The sequence below is a fragment of the Pseudomonas viridiflava genome (assembly GCF_001642795.1).
GTDB classification, from domain to species: Bacteria; Pseudomonadota; Gammaproteobacteria; order Pseudomonadales; family Pseudomonadaceae; genus Aquipseudomonas; species Aquipseudomonas viridiflava.
On sequence record NZ_LKEH01000025.1, the window covers coordinates 220,347 to 239,440 of the forward strand.

Consider the following 19,094-nt stretch of genomic DNA (forward strand, 5'->3'; position numbering starts at 1 on the left):
CGGTCAGGCGGCCTGCTGAAATTGCTGGCGATACTGATTCGGTGACAGTTCGGTGTGTTGGCGGAACAGGCGCGCAAAGAAGCTGGCGTCGTCGTAACCGACCTCGTAGCTGATGGTCTTGATGCTTTTGCGCGAGCCGGACAACAGACCCTTGGCGGTTTCGATGCGCAGGCGTTGCAGGTAATGCAACGGCTTGTCACCGGTGGCGGTCTGGAAGCGGCGCATGAAGTTGCGAATGCTCATGCCATGTTCCCTTGCCACATCTTCGAAGCGAAACTTGTCCGCGAAGTGTTCCTCGAGCCAGTGCTGGATCTGCAGAATGATCACGTCCTGATGCAGCTTCTGACCACCGAAGCCGATTCTGCCCGGTGAGTAAGTGCGCCGCACTTCATAAAGAATGTCGCGGGCCACGGCCTGTGCGACGTTTGCACCGCAGAACCGCTCGATCAGGTAGATGTACAGGTCGCAGGCAGACGTGGTGCCGCCCGCGCAATACAGGTTGTCGGCGTCGGTCAGGTGTTTCTCCTGATTGAGCAGCACGTTCGGGTAGCGCTCGGCGAACTGGTTGAAAAAACGCCAGTAGGTGGTCGCTTCCTTGCCGTCGAGCAGTCCGGCCTCGGCGAGCCAGAAGACCCCGGTGGCTTCTGCGCACAGGACTGCGCCCCGGGCATGCTGCTCACGCAGCCACGGCAGGACCTGAGGGTAATGCTGGCAGAGCGCGTCGAAATCATCCCAGAATGCCGGGATCACGATGATGTCGCTCTGGCAAAGGTCGCCATCCACCGGCAGCGTGACGTCGCTGAAGCTGCCGACGGGCTGACCGTCCGGGCTGACCAGGCGTATTTCGAAAGCGGGGACCAGGCCGTGACCCAGTTGTCTGCTGTACCTGAGGCTGGCCAGGTGGAAAAAGTCCTTGGCCTGCATCAGGGTCGAGGCGAACACCTTGTCGGTGGCCAGAATGCTGACGCGCCGCAGAGGCGTTGAGTGTTGGGTTGGCATAGTCTTTATTCTTATATGGGTAAATGGTCAATCAACGGCTGGATCGTCTTATTTTTTCTCGGGCGTGTCCAGTCAGGTTGCAGGCAGTCCGAAGTGCGCGGCCCTTCCTAAGGCTGCATGGCAGGCGGCAAATATCCTCCATCACGGCGGTCCGGAGCAATAAACAGAACGTGAACGAAAAACCGGTTGAGGTTATTTTTTCAGCCTGTATAATCCGCCAGCTCTTTGCAGTGGAAGTGATGCGCCGTCTGCCGAAGAATCTTGCCGTAGAACGGACGCGCTGACCCGAGCCCCCGATAGCGTCTGTTTCCGGCTGCCTTTGACTTGTCAAAGTACGCACTATTCAGTAAGATCCGCCGTCTCATTTTCAGGGCGGCCCCTGAGGCTATAAAGAATGAAAACTTTTACTGCTAAACCGGAAACAGTTAAGCGCGACTGGTTCGTCGTCGACGCTGCTGGTCAGACCCTGGGTCGTCTGGCCACCGAAATCGCGAGCCGTCTGCGTGGCAAGCACAAACCGGAATACACTCCGCATGTTGATACCGGCGACTACATCGTCGTGATCAATGCCGAGCAGATCCGCGTTACCGGTGCCAAGACTACCGACAAGATCTACTACTCACACTCCGGTTTTCCGGGCGGGATCAAGTCGATCAACTTCGAAAAGCTGATCGACAAAGCTCCTGAGCGCGTGATCGAGACCGCGGTCAAAGGCATGCTGCCTAAGAACCCGCTGGGTCGCGACATGTATCGTAAGCTGAAAGTCTATGCGGGCGCTGTACACCCTCATACTGCTCAGCAGCCCCAAGAACTGAAGTTTTAACGGAATAGTTCATTATGTCGGCGACTCAAAATTACGGCACTGGCCGTCGCAAGACCGCAACCGCACGCGTTTTCCTGCGTCCGGGTACTGGTAACATCTCGATCAACAACCGCACTCTGGAATCGTTCTTCGGTCGCGAAACTGCCCGCATGGTAGTTCGTCAGCCGCTGGAACTGACCGAGACCGTTGAAAAGTTCGACATCTACGTCACTGTTATCGGTGGCGGTGTAAGTGGTCAGGCTGGCGCAATCCGCCACGGTATCACTCGCGCTCTGATGCAGTACGACGAAACCCTGCGTGGCGCGCTGCGTAAAGCAGGCTTCGTGACTCGCGATGCTCGTGAAGTTGAACGTAAGAAAGTCGGTCTGCGTAAAGCGCGTAAGCGTCCGCAGTACTCGAAGCGTTAATTCGTTCTTCGTTCAAAAAGAACGCCCACCTCGTTTATCGAGTTGGGCGTTTTTTTATGGGCCGGTTTTTTTGTCCAGTCGATTTTGTGCAGGCGAGGGCATGGCTGTAACGTCTCACTTACAGTCAGTCGAGCTTTTGAGGCGGTCGTCTGCTGAAGGGTGTTTTTACCCTCCGGCAGCGTTTATAACAGCTAAATTGTTATCAGACAGACGCCTGCGTTCGACAGGTCGGATCGCTGATGGGAGAAGGTTGAATGAGCAATGACGGCGTGAATACGGGCCGGCGTCGCTTTCTCGTAGCTGCCACGTCCGTGGTGGGTGCCGCCGGGGCTGTGGGCGCTGCGATTCCGTTCGTGGGCTCATGGTCTCCGAGCGCCAGGGCTCGTGCGGCAGGCGCGCCGGTCAAGGTCAACATCAGCAAGATAGAGCCGGGCCAGCAGATGGTCGCTGAATGGCGTGGTCAACCTGTGTTCATCCTGCGGCGCGGCCCCGAGATACTGGACAACCTTGGCAAGCTGACCGGGCAGTTGTCCGACCCCGAATCCAGGGCTTCAGTCCAGCCAGGCTATGTCGATCCGGCGCTGCGCTCGATCAGGCCGGATATCGTGTTGCTGGTCGGCATCTGCACGCACCTGGGATGCTCGCCGACCTTCCGTCCTGAAGTGGCCCCTGCCGACCTTGGCAAGGACTGGGTGGGCGGCTATTTCTGTCCATGTCACGGCTCTCACTACGATCTGGCCGGGCGGGTATACAAGTCTCAGCCCGCGCCTCTGAATCTGCCAGTTCCCCCGTATTCCTACGAGTCGGACACGGTCATCGTCATTGGCGTCGATCAGGAGGGCGTGTAATGGGCAGGCTGGTGGACTGGATCGATGCGCGCTTCCCCGCCACGCGGATGTGGGAAGACCATCTCAGCAAATACTACGTACCGCGCAACTTCAATTTTCTGTATTTCTTCGGCTCGCTGGCATTGCTGGTGCTGGTCAATCAGATACTGACCGGTATCTGGCTGACGATGAGTTACACGCCCACGGCGGAGGGGGCGTTTGCCTCGATCGAATACATCATGCGTGACGTGGAGTACGGCGCCATTTTGCGGCTTCTGCACTCCACAGGTGCCTCGGCGTTCTTCATCGTCGTGTATATGCACATGTTTCGTGGATTGCTGTACGGCTCCTATCAGAAGCCTCGTGAGCTGGTCTGGATCTTCGGCATGCTGATCTACCTGAGTCTGATGGCGGAGGCCTTCATGGGGTATCTGCTGCCCTGGGGGCAGATGTCCTACTGGGGCGCGCAGGTGATCATTTCGCTGTTTGGTGCAATTCCGGTCATAGGTGAAGACCTGACCCAGTGGATCCGGGGCGACTATCTGGTGTCAGGCATCACCCTGAACCGTTTCTTCGCGCTGCATGTCGTGGCGCTGCCCATCGTGATCCTGGGGCTGGTCGTTTTGCACATTCTTGCGCTGCATGAAGTGGGCTCCAATAACCCGGACGGCATCGACATCAAGAAGCACAAGGATGAACACGGCAAGCCTCTGGATGGCATCGCCTTTCATCCGTATTTCACCCTGAAGGATCTTGTCGGCGTCGTGGTGTTTCTGTTCGTTTTTTGTACGGTTGTGTTCTTTTTTCCAGAAATGGGTGGCTACTTTCTGGAGAAGCCGAATTTCGAGCCGGCCAACGCGTTCAAGACCCCGGAGCACATCGCGCCCGTGTGGTACTTCACGCCGTTCTACGCCATCCTGCGCGCCGTGCCAGACAAACTGATGGGCGTCATGGCCATGGGGTCGGCCATTGCGGTGCTGTTCGTGCTGCCGTGGCTTGATCGCAGTCCGGTCAGGTCCATGCGTTACAAGGGCTGGATGAGCCGCCTGGCGTTGGTCCTGTTCTGCGTGTCATTCGTGACGCTCGGCTACCTGGGCGTTCAGCCGCCGACGCCTGAGGGTACGGTCGTGGCGCGCATATGCGCCTGCCTGTACTTTGCCTACTTCCTGTTGATGCCGTTCTACACCCGGCTGGAGCGCACGCGGCCGGTTCCGGAGAGGGTAACGGGGCCATGAGAAAATTTCTGGCTGTGTTGATCCTCGCGGCGCTGCCAGCGCTTGTGTTCGCGGCGGAAAGTGGAGCGCCGCTTGAGCATGTCGACATTGATGTGTCCGACAAGGCGGCCCTGCAGGACGGCGCGCGTACCTTCGTCAATTACTGCATGGGCTGCCATGGCGCCAAATACCAGCGGTATGAGCGTGTGGCCGACGATCTGGGTATTCCTCATGAGGTGATGCTGGAAAAGCTGGTCTTCACTGGCGCCAAAATCGGCGATCACATGCAGACCGGTATGCATCCGGCAGATGCGAAAGCGTGGTTCGGCACTGCACCGCCTGATCTGACGCTGGTGGCGCGTGTGCGAGGTACCGATTGGCTTTATGGCTACCTGCGTTCGTTCTATGAGGATCCGGCGCGGCCCTGGGGCGTCAACAATAAGGTTTTCCCTGATGTGGCAATGCCGAATGTGCTGGTGGGGCTACAGGGGCGCCAGGTGATCGGCTGCAAGCAGGTGCAAATCGAGGAGGACGGCAAAAAACGCTATGACCCATTGAGTGGCGCGCCTCTGACTCATGAGGCGTGTGATCAGCTGACCATCGTGCCCGGTTCGGGAAGTCTGACGCATGCGCAGTTCGATGAAAAAATCAGGAATCTGGTGACCTTTCTCGATTACTCGGCCAACCCCGTCAAGCTGCGGCATCAGCGTATCGGCACGTATGTGCTGCTGTACCTGGCCTTTCTACTGGTCTTCGTTTACCTGCTCAAACGCGAATACTGGAAAGATGTTCATTGAGCGGGTGTCATGTCTGCCTTACATAAATGCGTCATCGCGGTCGCAATGTGGATCAAATACGCGGTGAACAGCATAGCGGGGCAAGATTACAGAATTTAGCGGGCATAAATGAGCTATCGTGTCGCCCGCAGTGAGCACCTGCCCTGTCGCGCGCTTTATAAAAGGCTTTCTGTGGGCAGGTTTTCAATCTGTCCGATAAATTTCAACAAGCGAGGAGGATCGCCATGGGCGTGACCAACCGGTTGGCCTGTTACTCCGACCCCGCCGATCACTATTCACATCGTGTGCGCATTGTGCTCGCCGAGAAAAGTGTCAGCGCTGAAATCATTGATGTTGTGGCCGGGCGTCATCCGCCGCAGCTGATTGAAGTGAACCCCTACGGCAGTGTGCCAACCCTGGTCGATCGCGATCTGGCGTTGTACGAGTCTACGGTGGTAATGGAATACCTGGATGAGCGCTATCCGCATCCTCCGCTGTTGCCGGTCTACCCGGTGGCGCGTGCCAACAGTCGTCTGCTGATCCATCGCATCCAGCGTGACTGGTGCGGGCTGGTGGATCTGATTCTTGATCCGCGCAGCAAGGAGCCGGCACGTGTGCAGGCGCGCGAGGAATTGCGTGAGAGCCTGACCGGGGTTTCCCCGTTGTTCGCGGAAAAGGCTTTTTTCCTGAGTGACGAGCAAAGTCTTGTCGATTGCTGTCTACTGCCCATACTCTGGCGTCTGCCGATTCTGGGTATCGAATTGCCGCGGCCTGCCAAGCCGCTGCTTGATTACATGGAGCGCCAATTTGCGCGTGAGGCTTTTCAGGCAAGTCTGTCTGCCGCCGAACGTGAAATGCGCTAAGGCTTAAGGAGCCGTTGATGAACTCCAGTCGCCCTTATCTGGTTCGCGCTCTTTATGAGTGGATCGTTGATAACGATTGCACCCCGCATATGCTGGTCAATGCGGAGTACCCGTCCGTGCAGGTCCCACAAGGGTTTGCCAATGACGGACAGATTGTCCTGAATGTTTCGCCGAGTGCAGTGCGTCATCTGCACATGGATAACGAAGCAGTCAGTTTCGAAGGCCGCTTCGGCGGTGTGCCGCATACCCTTTACGTCCCTGTCGGTGCGATTCTGGGTATTTATGCCCGCGAGAATGGCCAGGGGATGGTTTTCGATCTGGAGCCTTCCCTTGAGGAGGATGAAGAGATCGAGCTGGACGACGGCGACGACACGCCGCCAGACAGCGATCCGCCTCGTCCTACGGGCAGGCCGAGCCTTAAAGTGGTGAAATAAAAAAAGGCGATCCGCAAGGATCGCCTTTTTCATGTCTGCCATTCAGCTGTCAGTCGATGTACTCGAACAACTTGACGATTTTCTGCACGCCGGACACGCCCTGCACCAGATTGGTGGCGCGATTGGCTTCGTCCTGAGTCACCAGACCCAGAAGGAACACAATGCCGTTCTCGGTCACGACCTTGATGCGCGAGCCGGGGATGGACGCATCAGCGATCATCTGGCTTTTGACTTTGGTGGTCAGCCAGGCGTCGTTGTTGCGGGCCAGCAGCGAGGAGGGCGCCATGACCTGCAGCTCGTTGTTGACCTTCTTGACGCGCTGTACGGAGCTTGCAGCCTGTTCGGCAATGGCCTTGAGGTCTGCGCGTGGGACCTGGCCTGCCAGCAGGACGATACCGTTGAAGCTGGTAACGACGATGTGCGAGCCTTCGGCCAGGTCAGGGTTGGCCTTGGAGATGTTCACCGCCGCCTTGGTTTCGATCAGTGAGTCGTCGATCTTGCTGCCAAAAGTGCGTGTGCCTCGATCATCCTCGATCGGCTTGTCGCGACTTGCGGTAATAACCGAGCTGCATCCGGTCACGCTCAGGCACAGTGTCAGAACCAGTAGGCTAAGACGATTAGGGGTCATTCTTCACTCCCGAACAGTTGGCTGTCGATCAGATCGCATAAGCAATGGATCGCCAGCAGATGGACTTCTTGTATGCGTGCCGTAACGGTCGCCGGCACACGAATTTCCACATCTTCCGGCAGCAGCAGTGAAGCCATTCCGCCACCGTCGCGTCCCGTCAATGCTACGACAATCATTTCGCGATCATGTGCGGCCTGGATGGCCTGAATAATATTTGCGGAATTGCCGCTGGTGGAAATCGCCAGCAGCACATCCCCCGGCTGACCCAGTGCGCGGATCTGCTTGGAGAAGATCTCGTTGTAGCTGTAATCGTTGGCGATCGAGGTGATGGTCGAGCTGTCGGTCGTCAGCGCAATGGCCGGCAGGCTGGGGCGTTCACGTTCGAACCGGTTGAGCAGTTCGGAAGAAAAATGCTGCGCATCACCTGCCGAACCACCATTGCCGCACGAAAGCATTTTGCCTTCGTTGAGCAGGGCATTGACCATGACCTGGCTGGCTTGCTCGATAAAGGGTGCAAGGACTTCCATCGCCTGTTGCTTGGTATCGATGCTGGCTTGAAACAGCCGGCGAATCCGGGATTGCATGTCCATCAATGTGACCTTAATTAGAGCGTACGGCGGCTGCCCGGCTTGCCGGAGTGCAGCCCGCAAAGCAATAGCGAAATCGGTAGTGGTAATGGCTTCTTGCCGGTCATGACTGCGCTGCGTGCCTGTCAGCTGTCGAAAGCGTTCTTGATCCAGTTCAAAGGGGCAGAGTCGCCTGCTGTTCCTTCAACCGCGACCACGTCGAAACGACAAGGATAGCGGGCCCAGCCTGACTCTTGTTGCAGGAAGAGCTGTGCAGCGGTAACGAGCTTCGCCTGTTTGCGAAAATCGACACTTTCCACCGCGCCACCCCAGCCGGAATGGCGGCGGTAGCGAACTTCGACGAATACTACTGTATCGCCGTCGAGCATGACTAGATCAAGCTCGCCACGTTTGCATAACCAGTTTTGGGCAATCAGGCGTAAACCCTGCTGTTGCAAATGCTGCAGGGCGTAGGCTTCGGCCTCGCGCCCTGCTTTTTGGCGGGTGTTGCCTGCAATCAAGGTGCAGTGTCCGGAAGGCGCTGAATCTTGCCGTCCACGAACTCTGCCCAAGGCAGCTGGCGCTCGACCCGGCGGCCAGGGTTCATGCTCAGGCTGCCGGACAGGCCGTCGATGCGGCTGTCAGGCATGGTCTTGAGCTGACCCAGGCGTGGAGCCAGGCGATAGGCGTCGATGCCCATCGCATACAGGCGACCCAGGCTGCCAGAAGCCTGTGGCCATTGGGCGGTCACTTGCTGGCGCAGAGGATCGTTGGCATCGAGCAGCCACGGTGTTTCGCAGAAACGGACACCGTTCAGGTCCATGTACTGGGCGTGATCGTTGCTGTTGGTGAACAGGTGCGAGGTGGCATAGACCGGAACGTCACCTGCGTACTGGAACACCATGGTCGGCTTGATCTGCTGGGCCTGTTGCGGCGTGGCAGCCAGGAACATGAAATCGATGTCCTGACGACGACTCGGCTGTGCGGCTACATCAGTGCCTATCGTGCTTTGCAGGCGCTGGGCACGGCCTTCGCTCTTGCGCAGCTGGAACAGATCGGCAACCTGCTGGGCCAGTTCGACCGGCTGATCAACGTGCTCGGCAGCGATCAGAGTGCCGCCCTTGGCTTGCCAGCTCTTGCGGAAAGCATCGAGTACGCGGTCGCCCCATTCGCCTTTCGGCACCATGGCAACCGCGCTGCGCTTGCCGTCTGCCCAGGCGCGACGTGCCACTTCACGGGCTTCGTCTTCTGCGGCCAGGCCGAACTGGAACAGCTGGGGAGGGCCTTCGTTGCCTGCATCGCTGTAATTGAGCGCCAGCGTGGTGATAGGCAGTTGCTCACGGCTGTTCAATTGCTTGACCAGATTCTTTTCCAGCGGGCCGACCACCAGTTGAACGCCGGCAGCCTGGGCCTGACGGTAGAACTCATCCATCGAGGTCAGGCGCGAACTGTCGAAGACCTGAATGGCTGGAGGGTTCTGACCTGCCTGCTGAGCCTGGTAGTGCGCGGCCATGAAGCCTTCACGCAGCGCTTTTGCAACGGAAGCCAGTTGACCATCCTGCGGCAGCAGCAAGGCGATTTTGGTCAGCGGTTCGCTGGTCAGGGCGCGCAGTTGGGCAAGCGTCGTTGGCAGTTGCAGTGCAGCAGGGTGCTGCGGGTTCTGGGCTTTCCAAGTGTCGATGGCGGCCTGCTGCTGTTCCAGCGTGCCTGCACCTTTCACCGAGCGCGCAAGGCTCAGCCAGCCACCCATGTCGCCGCTCGCGTTGGCCTGCAGTTGTTCGGCGGGCAGCGAGGACACCAGTTTCCAGATGGCATCGTTGTTGGCAGTGGCGTCGGCATCTTTCAGCAGCGGACCTGCGAAGACGCGCTCGTTGGCAGCGGGCAGGATCTGGCCGTCAGCTTCCAGGGCGCGTGCCTTGACCATGTGGGTGCGCACCTGCTGCTCGACCGAGAGCTCGCCCAGGCGTTGCATGCTTGGATGGTTCAGGGCGGTCAGGGCGGCCTTGGGCTGGTTACGGCCCATCGCCAGTTCGGCGGACAGCGTGCTGGCGAAGACCTGCAGGCCGGGCTTGAGTTGATCCATCTGCACCTGGGCAAGAATCTGCGCAGCGCGACCCGCATCGTTCTGGCGGTTGGCCAGGTCGGCGGCGCTCAGGCGCGATGTGGCGGCCTGTTCAGGTGTTTTGGCAGCCGAGGCCTGATCGAGCAATTGCTCAATGCTGGCATCAGGAGTGCGAGGAAGCTCGCCAAGGCTGGACGAGGGCGAGCTGGCACAGGCTGCAAGAAGGGCAGCGAGGCAGAGGGCAGAGAACAGCCGCAGGCAGGCGATCATTGATGTGTTCCTGATACTCGAGCGAATTAACGGCGAATTGTACCCAAGCACTGGCCGGGGCGCGACTTCGAAGGCGTGGTATTGATTGTCACAGGGTGTTCTATTCGACAATCCCTGTTATTGGGGGATGCATTTTCATGCTGCTTTGAACAAAGATCATGTGTCCTTACTCCTTTTTTATAGGCTTCCCTGATGCGTAAACCGCTGATCAAGGTCGTTGCCTGTACAATGCGTCTTTTACGACACCCTGCCTGATAAACATGAGGTCTGCGCTTTGACTGTCCCGGTTGCTTCGAATTCCACCCCTGGTTCGCTTTATGTGGTGGCTACACCTATCGGCAATCTGGATGACATGAGCGTGCGGGCGCTGAAGGTTCTGCGTGAGGTTACGTTGATTGCGGCAGAGGATACGCGTCACTCGTCGCGTCTGATGCAACACTTCGGTATATCCACACCGCTGGCCGCATGCCATGAGCATAACGAGCGTGATGAGGGTAGCCGGTTTATCACCCGATTGCTGGCCGGGGATGATGTCGCGCTGATTTCGGACGCGGGCACGCCGTTGATTTCCGACCCTGGCTACCACCTTGTGCGTCAGGCGCGTGCTGCGGGTATTCCTGTCGTGCCGGTGCCGGGTGCCTGCGCTTTGATTGCCGCGCTGTCCGCAGCGGGACTGCCGTCGGATCGCTTTATCTTCGAGGGGTTTCTGCCCGCCAAGGCGGTCGGACGCAAGGCCAGGCTCGAGCAGGTAAAGGAAGAGCCGCGTACGCTGATCTTTTATGAGGCACCGCATCGTATTCTGGAATGCCTGCAGGACATGGAGCAGGTGTTCGGCGCGGATCGCCCGGCCTTGCTGGCCCGTGAAATAACCAAAACTTTCGAAACCCTGAAGGGTCTGCCATTGGGTGAGTTGCGCGCTTTCGTCGAGGCGGACAGTAACCAGCAGCGTGGTGAGTGTGTGGTACTGGTCGCAGGCTGGACGCCGCCTGAAGACGAAGATGTGATCGGCGCCGAGGCACGCAGGATTCTGGATCTGCTGCTTGAGGAAATGCCGCTCAAGCGCGCTGCGGCGCTGGCTGCAGAGATCACCGGGGTGCGTAAGAATCTGCTGTATCAGGTTGCGCTGGACAAGCAGAAAGAGTGAGAAATGCCGGTTTTTCAATGGCTCACACAGGCCGCGCAAGCTTTTAAAGCTTGTTCTCGATGGCGTGTGCCGCTAACCTTGTCGGCGGAGAGTCGATTGGACAGTCGCTGCCTCTTGTTGTTCCGCAACAAGGGGGGGAGGAAAGTCCGGGCTCCATAGGGCGGAGTGCCAGGTAACGCCTGGGAGGCGCGAGCCTACGGAAAGTGCCACAGAAAATAACCGCCTAAGCACTTCGGTGCCGGTAAGGGTGAAAAGGTGCGGTAAGAGCGCACCGCACGTCTGGCAACAGTTCGTGGCAAGGTAAACCCCACTCGGAGCAAGACCAAATAGGGTTCCTAGGCGTGGCCCGCGCTGGAACCGGGTAGGTTGCTAAAGACGTCCAGTGATGGCCGTCGTAGAGGAATGACTGTCCTCGACAGAACCCGGCTTACAGATCGACTCTCCACCTTTTTCTCCCCTTCGTTTTTCAGCAGCAAAATCCCTTCGTAAGACCAAAAAAATCTTAAACCTCACAAATCACTTTAACTTCGAGCCCTAGCGGATTGAGTTGAGTGGGATTCGTCCGTCAGAACCTTCCGTAATTTAGCTAAAACCCTCCAATACCACTCCTAAATCTGCGAAATGTAAGGCTTTTCCTTGAGAGCGTGCCTTGACGGTGTGGCAGGCGCATTCCTATAGTGTGCGCAAGTGGCAGAAAGTGGCACGAAGTGGGTTTTTTGAGCGCAAAAAGCTAATATTTGGAGAATGCGCCTGTGTTCCGTGGTGCCAACGCGATCAATCTCGATGCCAAAGGCCGTCTCGCCATGCCGAGCCGGTATCGCGACGAGTTGGATTCGCGTAGCGCCGGCCAGTTGATCGTGACCATAGATGCCGTTGACCCCTGCTTGTGTCTTTATCCGCTGTCCGAGTGGGAACTGATTGAAGCCAAACTTCGTGAGCTCGCGACGTTTCGTGAAGAAAACCGCCGTTTGCAACGGCTTTTGATTGGTAATGCAGTCGATCTGGAGCTGGATGGCAGCGGACGTTTTCTGGTTCCTCCACGTCTTCGCGAATATGCCAAGTTGGATAAGCGCGTGATGCTCGTGGGGCAACTCAACAAGTTTCAATTGTGGGACGAGGACGCCTGGAACGCACTTGCTGATGCGGACCTTGCTGCCATTCAACAACCTGGCGCGATGCCTGATGAATTACGTGACCTGATCCTGTGACTATGAATAGCGGCTTTACCCACATCACCGTACTGCTCGAAGAAGCCGTGGAGGCTCTCGCGTTGCGCGCGGATGGCTGCTATATGGACGGAACGTTCGGTCGTGGCGGGCACAGTCGACTCATTCTCAGCCACCTCGGCCCTGATGGCCGGCTGCTCGGGTTTGACAAGGACCCTCAAGCGATTGCCACGGGGCAAACGCTAGCGGCCGAAGACGGCCGCTTTGTCATTGTGCAGCGCAGCTTTGCCGAATTGGGATCCGAAGCTCAGGAACGGGGTCTTGCGGGCAAAGTGAGTGGCATCCTGCTGGACCTGGGTGTGTCCTCTCCACAGCTTGATGACCCTGAACGCGGCTTCAGTTTCATGAATGACGGTCCGCTGGATATGCGTATGGATCCGACGCGTGGTGTCAGCGCTGCCGAATTCATCGCCACGGCACCTGCCGAGGAAATCGCCCGGGTCTTCAAGGAATACGGTGAAGAGCGCTTTGCCAAACGTATGGCCAACGCCGTCGTACAACGCCGCGAAGTCCAACCTTTCGAGCGCACTGCCGACCTCGCAGAAGTCCTCAAGGTTGCCAACCCTGCCTGGGAAAAAGGCAAGAATCCTGCGACGCGCGCCTTTCAGGGGCTGCGTATCCACGTCAACAACGAACTGGGCGATCTTGAAGCGGGCCTCGACGCTGCGCTGGACGCACTGGAAATCGGCGGCCGTCTGGTGGTCATCAGCTTTCACTCGCTGGAAGACCGCATCGTCAAACTGTTCATGCGCAAGCTCGCCAAGGGCGAAGCCGATAACATGCCGCGCAACCTGCCGATCCAGTACAAGGCGTTCGAGCCGAAGATCCGCATTCACGGCAAGGCCCAATTTGCATCGGACACCGAAACCAAAGCCAATCCACGCTCGCGCAGTGCTGTCATGCGCGTAGCGGAGAAGCTCAGGTGAGCCGTCTTTTCCTGAAACCCTTGCCCGGTGGCAGCTTCATTATGCTGCTGCTGTTCATCGCCGTCCTCGTTTCGGCGATTGGCGTTTCCTATAGCGCGCATTTGAACCGTCAATTGCTCAACTCGCTGTATTCGGAAATGAGCGTGCGCGACAAGGCACAGGCCGAGTGGGGCCGCCTCATCCTTGAACAAAGCACCTGGACAGCCCACAGCCGTATCGAGCAGTTGGCGACCGAACAATTGAAAATGCGCATTCCCAATGCGGCCGAAGTACGGATGGTGGCGCCATGATGAAGCTTGACGGCGCACTTTACCCGTGGCGTTTTCGGGTTGTCGTGGGATTACTGGTCAGCCTGGTGCTCGCCATCTGCTGGCGCATCGTCGATCTGCAGGTCATCGACCATACGTTCCTGAAGGAACAGGGCGATGCGCGCAGCCTTCGTCACATCCCCATTCCGGCTCACCGTGGTCTGATCACCGACCGTAACGGCGAGCCTCTGGCTGTCAGTACGCCTGTCACTACGCTGTGGGCCAACCCGCGCGAAATGCAGCAGGACAAGTCCAAGTGGCCGATGCTTGCTGCTGCCATGGGGCAGGACCTCAAGGCAATGACCGAGCGCCTCGATTCCCAGGCCACCAAGGAATTCATTTATCTGGTCCGCGGCCTGACACCTGAACAGGGTCAGTCGGTACTTGATCTCAAAGTCCCCGGTGTCTATGGCATCGAGGAATTTCGTCGTTTCTACCCCGCAGGCGATGTGACCGCCCACATGGTCGGCTTTACCGACCTGGACGATCATGGCCGCGAAGGGGTCGAACTGGCTTATGACGACTGGCTTGCCGGAGTGCCCGGCAAGCGGCAGGTCATCAAGGACCGGCGAGGCCGACTGATCAAGGACGTACAGGTGACCAAGAACGCCAAGGCCGGCAAGACCTTGGCTTTGTCTATTGACCTGCGTCTGCAATATCTGGCGACCCGTGAACTGCGCAATGCCATCGTCGAAAACGAGGCCAAGGCAGGCAGTCTGGTGATCATGGACGTCAAGACCGGCGAAGTGCTGGCGATGGTCAACCAGCCGACCTACAACCCGAACAACCGCCGCACCATGGTGCCGGCCGCCATGCGCAACAGGGCGATCATCGACGTGTTCGAGCCGGGTTCGACCATGAAGCCTATTTCGATGACGGCCGCACTGGACAGCGGTCGCTGGAAACCGACCGACAAGGTCGAGGTGTATCCGGGCACGCTGCAGATCGGTAAATACACCATCCGCGACGTGACCAAGACGGAAGGTCCGGTGCTTGACCTCACCGGCATCCTGATCAACTCCAGTAACGTCGGCATGAGCAAGGTCGCGTTCGATGTGGGCGGCGAATCGATTTTCCGTGCGATGCAGCGCGTCGGCTTTGGTCAGTACACCGGCCTGGGTTTCCCGGGCGAACGTGTAGGGAACCTGCCGAACTATCGCGAATGGCGCAAGGCTGAAACCGCCACGCTGTCCTACGGCTACGGCCTGTCGGTCACCGCGTTGCAGCTGGTGCACGCCTATGGCGCGCTGGCCAACAACGGCCGCATCGTGCCGTTGACCATTCTGAAAAGTGATGCAGCGCCGACAGCGGTTCAAGCGATTCCGGAAGCGACCGCCAAGACGCTGCAAGGCATGTTGCAACAGGTGATCGAAGACCCGCGCGGCGTCTATCGCGCTCGTGTGCCGTCCTATCACGTCGGCGGCAAGAGCGGCACGGCACGCAAGACGTCCATCGGCACCAAGGGTTACGCCGAGAATTCCTACCGTTCGCTGTTCGCCGGATTCGGTCCGATGAGCAACCCTCGCTACGCCATCGTTGTGGTGATCGACGAGCCGAGCAAGGGCGGTTACTACGGCGGCCTGGTTTCGGCCCCGGTATTCAGCAAGGTCATGTCCGGCACGTTGCGTTTGATGAACGTTTCTCCGGACAACCTCGCACCTGAGCAGGTCAACACTGCCCCGGCAGTCGTCAAAGGAGGGCGTGGTTGATGGCTTTTAATCTGAGCAAGCTTTTCGCTCACACCGACCGCGATGCATTGATTCGCGAGTTGACGCTGGACAGCCGCAACGTGCGTCCGGGCGATCTGTTTCTGGCAATCCCTGGCCTCAAGGTCGATGGGCGTGCGCACATCGCCGACGCGCTCAAGCGTGGCGCAGCCGCCGTTGCCTATGAAGCCGAAGGCTCGACCGTGTTGCCAATCACCGACGTGCCATTAATTCCGGTCAAGGGCCTGGCGGCGCAGCTGTCTGCCATCGCAGGACGTTTCTATGGCGATTCGAGCCGCAGCCTGAATCTGGTCGGCGTAACCGGCACCAACGGCAAGACCAGCGTTACTCAGCTGGTTGCCCAGGCGCTCGATCTGCTGGGTCAGCATTGCGGCATCGTCGGCACGCTGGGCACCGGCTTTTATGGCGCGCTGCAAAGCGGACGTCATACCACGCCAGACCCGATTGCCGTTCAGGCCACGCTCACTGACCTGAGAAAAGCCGGTGCTCGCGCTGTTGCGATGGAAGTGTCTTCCCATGGTCTCGATCAGGGTCGTGCGACTGCGCTGGCCTTCGATGTGGCGGTGCTGACCAACCTGTCCCGTGACCACCTTGACTACCACGGCACCATGGAAGCGTATGGCGCGGCCAAGGCGAAGCTGTTTGCCTGGCCTGATCTGAGTTGCCGGGTCATCAATCTGGATGACGAATTCGGTCGCGCGCTGGCGGCAGAAAAGCAGGAGTCACGGCTGATTACCTACAGCCTGCTGGACAGCTCGGCTTATCTGTATTGCCGCGACGCAAAGTTCGACGACGATGGTGTGCGCGCCACATTGGTGACCCCGCAAGGTCAACATTTCCTGCGCAGCAGCCTGCTGGGTCGCTTCAATCTGAGCAATGTTCTGGCTGCGGTCGGCGCCTTGCTCGGTCTGGATTACGCGCTGGACGAAATTCTCAAGGTACTGCCAAAACTGGAAGGTCCGGTCGGTCGCATGCAGCGTCTGGGTGGTGCCGACAAGCCGCTGGTGGTAGTCGACTACGCCCACACGCCGGATGCGCTGGAAAAAGTGCTTGAAGCCTTGCGCCCGCACGCGAAGGGCCAGTTGCTGTGCCTGTTCGGCTGTGGCGGCGACCGCGATCGCGGCAAGCGACCGCTGATGGCCGAGGTCGTCGAGCGTCTGGCCGACGGTGTTCTGGTCACCGACGACAACCCTCGTACAGAAGCACCGTCGCAGATTTTCGATGACATCCGTGGCGGTTTCAGCACGGCGAATAACGTGAAGTTCGTTGAAGGTCGCGGTCAGGCCATCGCGCAACTCATTGCCGGTGCCAAGGCCGACGACGTCGTTGTGCTGGCTGGCAAGGGGCATGAGGACTATCAGGAAATCGACGGTCAGCGTCACGCATTCTCGGATCTGGAAGAAGCTGCCAAAGCGTTGGCCGCATGGGAGCCTGCGCATGCTTAAGCCATTGTCCTTCAACGAACTGGTTGCACCGCTCGACGCACGCATTGTGGGCAACGATTGCAGCTTTGACGGTGTGAGCACCGACAGCCGCGCCATCATACCGGGTCAGTTGTTCATCGCACTGACCGGTCCGCGTTTCGACGGTCATGAATACCTCGATCAAGTCGCTGCCAAGGGTGCTGTCGGTGCGCTCGTCGAGCGCGAAGTGCCGGATTCGAAGCTGCCGCAACTGGTCGTGCTGGACACCCGCAAGGCACTGGCGCAACTGGGTGCGATGAACCGCAATGCGTTTGTTGATCGTCCGGTAGCGGCGGTCACCGGTTCCAGCGGCAAGACCACGGTCAAGGAAATGCTCGCCAGCATTCTGCGCACGCGCGGCCCCGTTCTCGCGACCCGTGGCAATCTGAACAATGAGCTGGGCGTGCCGTTGACCCTGCTGGAACTGGGCGCCGAGCATACGTCTGCAGTCATCGAACTGGGCGCGTCGCGTGTCGGGGAAATCGCTTTCACCGTCAGCCTGACCAAGCCGCACGTCGCCATTCTCACCAATGCGGGCACGGCCCATGTCGGCGAGTTCGGCGGCCCTGATCGCATCGTCGAAGCCAAGGGCGAGATCATCGAAGGTCTCGATGCCAACGGCACGGCGGTTCTGAATCTCGACGACAAGGCGTTCCCGATCTGGCAAGCACGTGCCGGTGACAGCAAGGTCCTGACGTTTGCACTGAACAACGAAGCAGCAGATCTGCATGCCAGTGATCTGACTCGCGACGATCGTGGCTGCCCGGGTTTCACGCTGCACAGTCCGTCAGGCTCCGCGCAGGTACAACTGAATCTTCTGGGCACGCACAACGTGACCAACGCCCTGGCCGCCGCAGCCGCTGCCTGCGCGCTGGGCGTCAGCCTGGACGGCATCGTCGAAGGCTTGAACAACGTACAGCCGGTCAAGGGCCGCGCCGTACCGCACATCGCCAGCAATGGCATGCGCGTGATTGATGACACCTACAACGCCAATCCGTCTTCTGTGAATGCCGCCGTTGATCTGCTGACCAGCTTTGCAGGGCGGACCGTTCTGGTGCTGGGCGACATCGGCGAGTTGGGCGAATGGGCCGAGCAGGGCCACCACGATGTGGGCGCATACGCGGCTGGCAAGGTCTCGGCGCTGTATGCCGTCGGCCCGCTGATGACCCATGCGGTCAGTGCCTTTGGCCCGCACGCACGTCATTTCATCACTCAGGCCGAGCTGATCGAAGCGCTGGGCGCTGAGCAAGACAAAAACACCACTTTATTGATCAAGGGCTCGCGTAGCGCTGCGATGGAAAACGTCGTGGCTGCTTTGTGCGGTTCTAGCCTGGAGAAACATTGATGCTGCTGCTGTTGGCTGAGTTCTTACAACAGTTCTACAAAGGCTTCGCAGTCTTTCAGTACCTGTCGCTGCGCGGGATCCTTGGCGTGCTCACTGCGCTGACGCTGTCGCTGTGCCTGGGCCCGTGGATGATCCGCACCTTGCAGATGCGTCAGATCGGCCAGTCCGTGCGCAACGACGGTCCGCAGTCGCACCTGTCCAAATCGGGCACGCCCACCATGGGCGGCGCACTGATTCTTTCTTCCATCGGCATCAGCACCTTGTTGTGGGCTGATTTGACCAACCGCTATGTCTGGGTCGTGCTGCTCGTCACCTTCCTGTTCGGTGCCATCGGTTGGGTCGACGATTACCGCAAGGTGATCGAGAAGAACTCCCGTGGCCTGCCGAGTCGCTGGAAGTATTTCTGGCAATCGGTATTTGGCCTCTGCGCCGCGATCTTCCTTTATACGACCGCGCCGTCGGCGACCGAAACCACACTGATCGTACCGATGCTCAAGGACGTCCGTATCCCGCTGGGCATCGGCTTCGTGGTGCTGACCTATTTCGTGATCGTCGGCTCCAGCAACGCGGTGAACCTCACCGACGGCCTGGACGGTCTGGCGATCATGCCGACCGTGATGGTCGGTGGCGCGCTGGGCATCTTCTGCTACCTGTCCGGCAACGTGAAATTCGCTGAATACCTGCTGATCCCATACGTACCGGGGGCGGGTGAGCTGATTGTGTTCTCCGGGGCGCTGATCGGGGCGGGACTGGGGTTCCTCTGGTTCAACACCTATCCGGCCCAGGTCTTCATGGGCGACGTCGGCGCGCTGGCGCTGGGCGCTGCGCTGGGCACCATGGCCGTGATCGTTCGTCAGGAAATCGTCCTGTTCATCATGGGCGGCATCTTCGTGATGGAAACCCTTTCAGTGGTCATTCAGGTTGCGTCTTTCAAACTGACCGGTCGCCGGGTTTTCCGCATGGCGCCCATACACCACCACTTTGAACTCAAAGGCTGGCCCGAGCCACGCGTGATCGTCCGTTTCTGGATCATCACCGTGATTCTCGTGCTGATCGGCCTTGCCACGCTGAAACTGAGGTAGAGCG

At 58.8% G+C, this 19,094-nt stretch carries 20 protein-coding genes and 1 other RNA gene; 16 read left to right on the plus strand and 5 right to left on the minus strand.

Features of this window, described 5'->3' with window-relative positions; translation table 11 throughout:
* Nucleotides 1-3: 3 nt before the first annotated feature.
* Entirely contained in the window at nucleotides 4-900 is an 897-nt protein-coding gene (locus tag AO065_RS11725; RefSeq protein ID WP_162234367.1) for a GlxA family transcriptional regulator, read from the minus strand.
* Nucleotides 901-1,393: 493 nt separating this feature from the next.
* Here AO065_RS11725 and rplM point away from each other — a divergent pair, with 493 nt between their 5' ends.
* From rplM to AO065_RS11760, 7 genes are all read left to right on the plus strand, one after another.
* Nucleotides 1,394-1,822: a 50S ribosomal protein L13 gene (gene rplM, locus AO065_RS11730; RefSeq protein ID WP_004881525.1), complete on the plus strand. Its 429-nt coding sequence runs from the start codon at nucleotides 1,394-1,396 to the stop codon at nucleotides 1,820-1,822.
* Between the two features lie 14 nt (nucleotides 1,823-1,836).
* Nucleotides 1,837-2,229: a 30S ribosomal protein S9 gene (rpsI, locus tag AO065_RS11735; RefSeq protein WP_004881524.1), complete on the plus strand. Its 393-nt coding sequence runs from the start codon at nucleotides 1,837-1,839 to the stop codon at nucleotides 2,227-2,229.
* Between the two features lie 254 nt (nucleotides 2,230-2,483).
* Complete coding sequence (petA, locus tag AO065_RS11740; RefSeq protein ID WP_004881523.1) at nucleotides 2,484-3,077, plus strand: ubiquinol-cytochrome c reductase iron-sulfur subunit; 594 nt, start codon at nucleotides 2,484-2,486, stop codon at nucleotides 3,075-3,077.
* Nucleotides 3,077-4,291, plus strand: a complete 1,215-nt coding sequence (locus AO065_RS11745) for a cytochrome b (RefSeq protein WP_004881522.1) — start codon at nucleotides 3,077-3,079, stop codon at nucleotides 4,289-4,291. The genes petA and AO065_RS11745 overlap by 1 nt, the downstream gene beginning before the upstream one ends.
* Nucleotides 4,288-5,067: a cytochrome c1 gene (locus AO065_RS11750; protein WP_004881521.1), complete on the plus strand. Its 780-nt coding sequence runs from the start codon at nucleotides 4,288-4,290 to the stop codon at nucleotides 5,065-5,067. The genes AO065_RS11745 and AO065_RS11750 overlap by 4 nt, the downstream gene beginning before the upstream one ends.
* A 224-nt stretch (nucleotides 5,068-5,291) precedes the next feature.
* Complete coding sequence (locus AO065_RS11755; RefSeq protein WP_004881520.1) at nucleotides 5,292-5,909, plus strand: glutathione S-transferase N-terminal domain-containing protein; 618 nt, start codon at nucleotides 5,292-5,294, stop codon at nucleotides 5,907-5,909.
* Nucleotides 5,910-5,926: 17 nt separating this feature from the next.
* Nucleotides 5,927-6,343 carry a ClpXP protease specificity-enhancing factor gene (locus AO065_RS11760; protein ID WP_004881519.1) on the plus strand — a complete coding sequence of 139 codons (417 nt, stop codon included), beginning with the start codon at nucleotides 5,927-5,929 and terminating at the stop codon, nucleotides 6,341-6,343.
* 49 nt (nucleotides 6,344-6,392) lie between these two features.
* Here the strand turns inward: AO065_RS11760 and AO065_RS11765 are convergent, their stop codons facing one another.
* From AO065_RS11765 to AO065_RS11780, 4 genes are all read right to left on the minus strand, one after another.
* Nucleotides 6,393-6,971, minus strand: a complete 579-nt coding sequence (locus AO065_RS11765) for a BON domain-containing protein (protein WP_004881518.1) — start codon at nucleotides 6,969-6,971, stop codon at nucleotides 6,393-6,395.
* Complete coding sequence (locus tag AO065_RS11770; RefSeq protein ID WP_025996304.1) at nucleotides 6,968-7,561, minus strand: phosphoheptose isomerase; 594 nt, start codon at nucleotides 7,559-7,561, stop codon at nucleotides 6,968-6,970. Before AO065_RS11770 ends, AO065_RS11765 begins: the two co-directional genes overlap by 4 nt.
* A 122-nt stretch (nucleotides 7,562-7,683) precedes the next feature.
* Nucleotides 7,684-8,055, minus strand: a complete 372-nt coding sequence (locus AO065_RS11775; protein ID WP_162999960.1) for a YraN family protein — start codon at nucleotides 8,053-8,055, stop codon at nucleotides 7,684-7,686.
* Nucleotides 8,055-9,869, minus strand: coding sequence for a penicillin-binding protein activator (locus AO065_RS11780; RefSeq protein WP_004881515.1), 1,815 nt, complete (start codon nucleotides 9,867-9,869; stop codon nucleotides 8,055-8,057). Before AO065_RS11780 ends, AO065_RS11775 begins: the two co-directional genes overlap by 1 nt.
* Nucleotides 9,870-10,143: 274 nt before the next feature.
* Here AO065_RS11780 and rsmI point away from each other — a divergent pair, with 274 nt between their 5' ends.
* The 9 genes from rsmI to mraY all read left to right on the plus strand — a co-directional run bounded on the left by rsmI (nucleotide 10,144) and on the right by mraY (nucleotide 19,090).
* Complete coding sequence (gene rsmI / locus AO065_RS11785) at nucleotides 10,144-11,013, plus strand: 16S rRNA (cytidine(1402)-2'-O)-methyltransferase (protein WP_004881514.1); 870 nt, start codon at nucleotides 10,144-10,146, stop codon at nucleotides 11,011-11,013.
* Nucleotides 11,014-11,101: 88 nt separating this feature from the next.
* Nucleotides 11,102-11,459, plus strand: an RNA gene (rnpB, locus tag AO065_RS11790) — RNase P RNA component class A.
* 306 nt (nucleotides 11,460-11,765) lie between these two features.
* Nucleotides 11,766-12,221, plus strand: a complete 456-nt coding sequence (gene mraZ / locus AO065_RS11795) for a division/cell wall cluster transcriptional repressor MraZ (RefSeq protein WP_004881513.1) — start codon at nucleotides 11,766-11,768, stop codon at nucleotides 12,219-12,221.
* 2 nt (nucleotides 12,222-12,223) lie between these two features.
* Nucleotides 12,224-13,165, plus strand: coding sequence for a 16S rRNA (cytosine(1402)-N(4))-methyltransferase RsmH (rsmH, locus tag AO065_RS11800; protein WP_074454600.1), 942 nt, complete (start codon nucleotides 12,224-12,226; stop codon nucleotides 13,163-13,165).
* Nucleotides 13,162-13,455, plus strand: a complete 294-nt coding sequence (ftsL, locus tag AO065_RS11805; protein WP_004881511.1) for a cell division protein FtsL — start codon at nucleotides 13,162-13,164, stop codon at nucleotides 13,453-13,455. The genes rsmH and ftsL overlap by 4 nt, the downstream gene beginning before the upstream one ends.
* Nucleotides 13,455-15,182: a peptidoglycan D,D-transpeptidase FtsI family protein gene (locus AO065_RS11810; protein WP_162234368.1), complete on the plus strand. Its 1,728-nt coding sequence runs from the start codon at nucleotides 13,455-13,457 to the stop codon at nucleotides 15,180-15,182. The genes ftsL and AO065_RS11810 overlap by 1 nt, the downstream gene beginning before the upstream one ends.
* Nucleotides 15,182-16,645: a UDP-N-acetylmuramoyl-L-alanyl-D-glutamate--2,6-diaminopimelate ligase gene (locus tag AO065_RS11815; RefSeq protein ID WP_004881509.1), complete on the plus strand. Its 1,464-nt coding sequence runs from the start codon at nucleotides 15,182-15,184 to the stop codon at nucleotides 16,643-16,645. The genes AO065_RS11810 and AO065_RS11815 overlap by 1 nt, the downstream gene beginning before the upstream one ends.
* On the plus strand, nucleotides 16,638-18,008 hold the full coding sequence (locus tag AO065_RS11820) for a UDP-N-acetylmuramoyl-tripeptide--D-alanyl-D-alanine ligase (RefSeq protein ID WP_004881508.1): 1,371 nt from the start codon (nucleotides 16,638-16,640) through the stop codon (nucleotides 18,006-18,008). The genes AO065_RS11815 and AO065_RS11820 overlap by 8 nt, the downstream gene beginning before the upstream one ends.
* Nucleotides 18,008-19,090: a phospho-N-acetylmuramoyl-pentapeptide-transferase gene (gene mraY, locus AO065_RS11825; RefSeq protein ID WP_004881507.1), complete on the plus strand. Its 1,083-nt coding sequence runs from the start codon at nucleotides 18,008-18,010 to the stop codon at nucleotides 19,088-19,090. The genes AO065_RS11820 and mraY overlap by 1 nt, the downstream gene beginning before the upstream one ends.
* The last annotated feature ends 4 nt before the right edge of the window (nucleotides 19,091-19,094 follow it).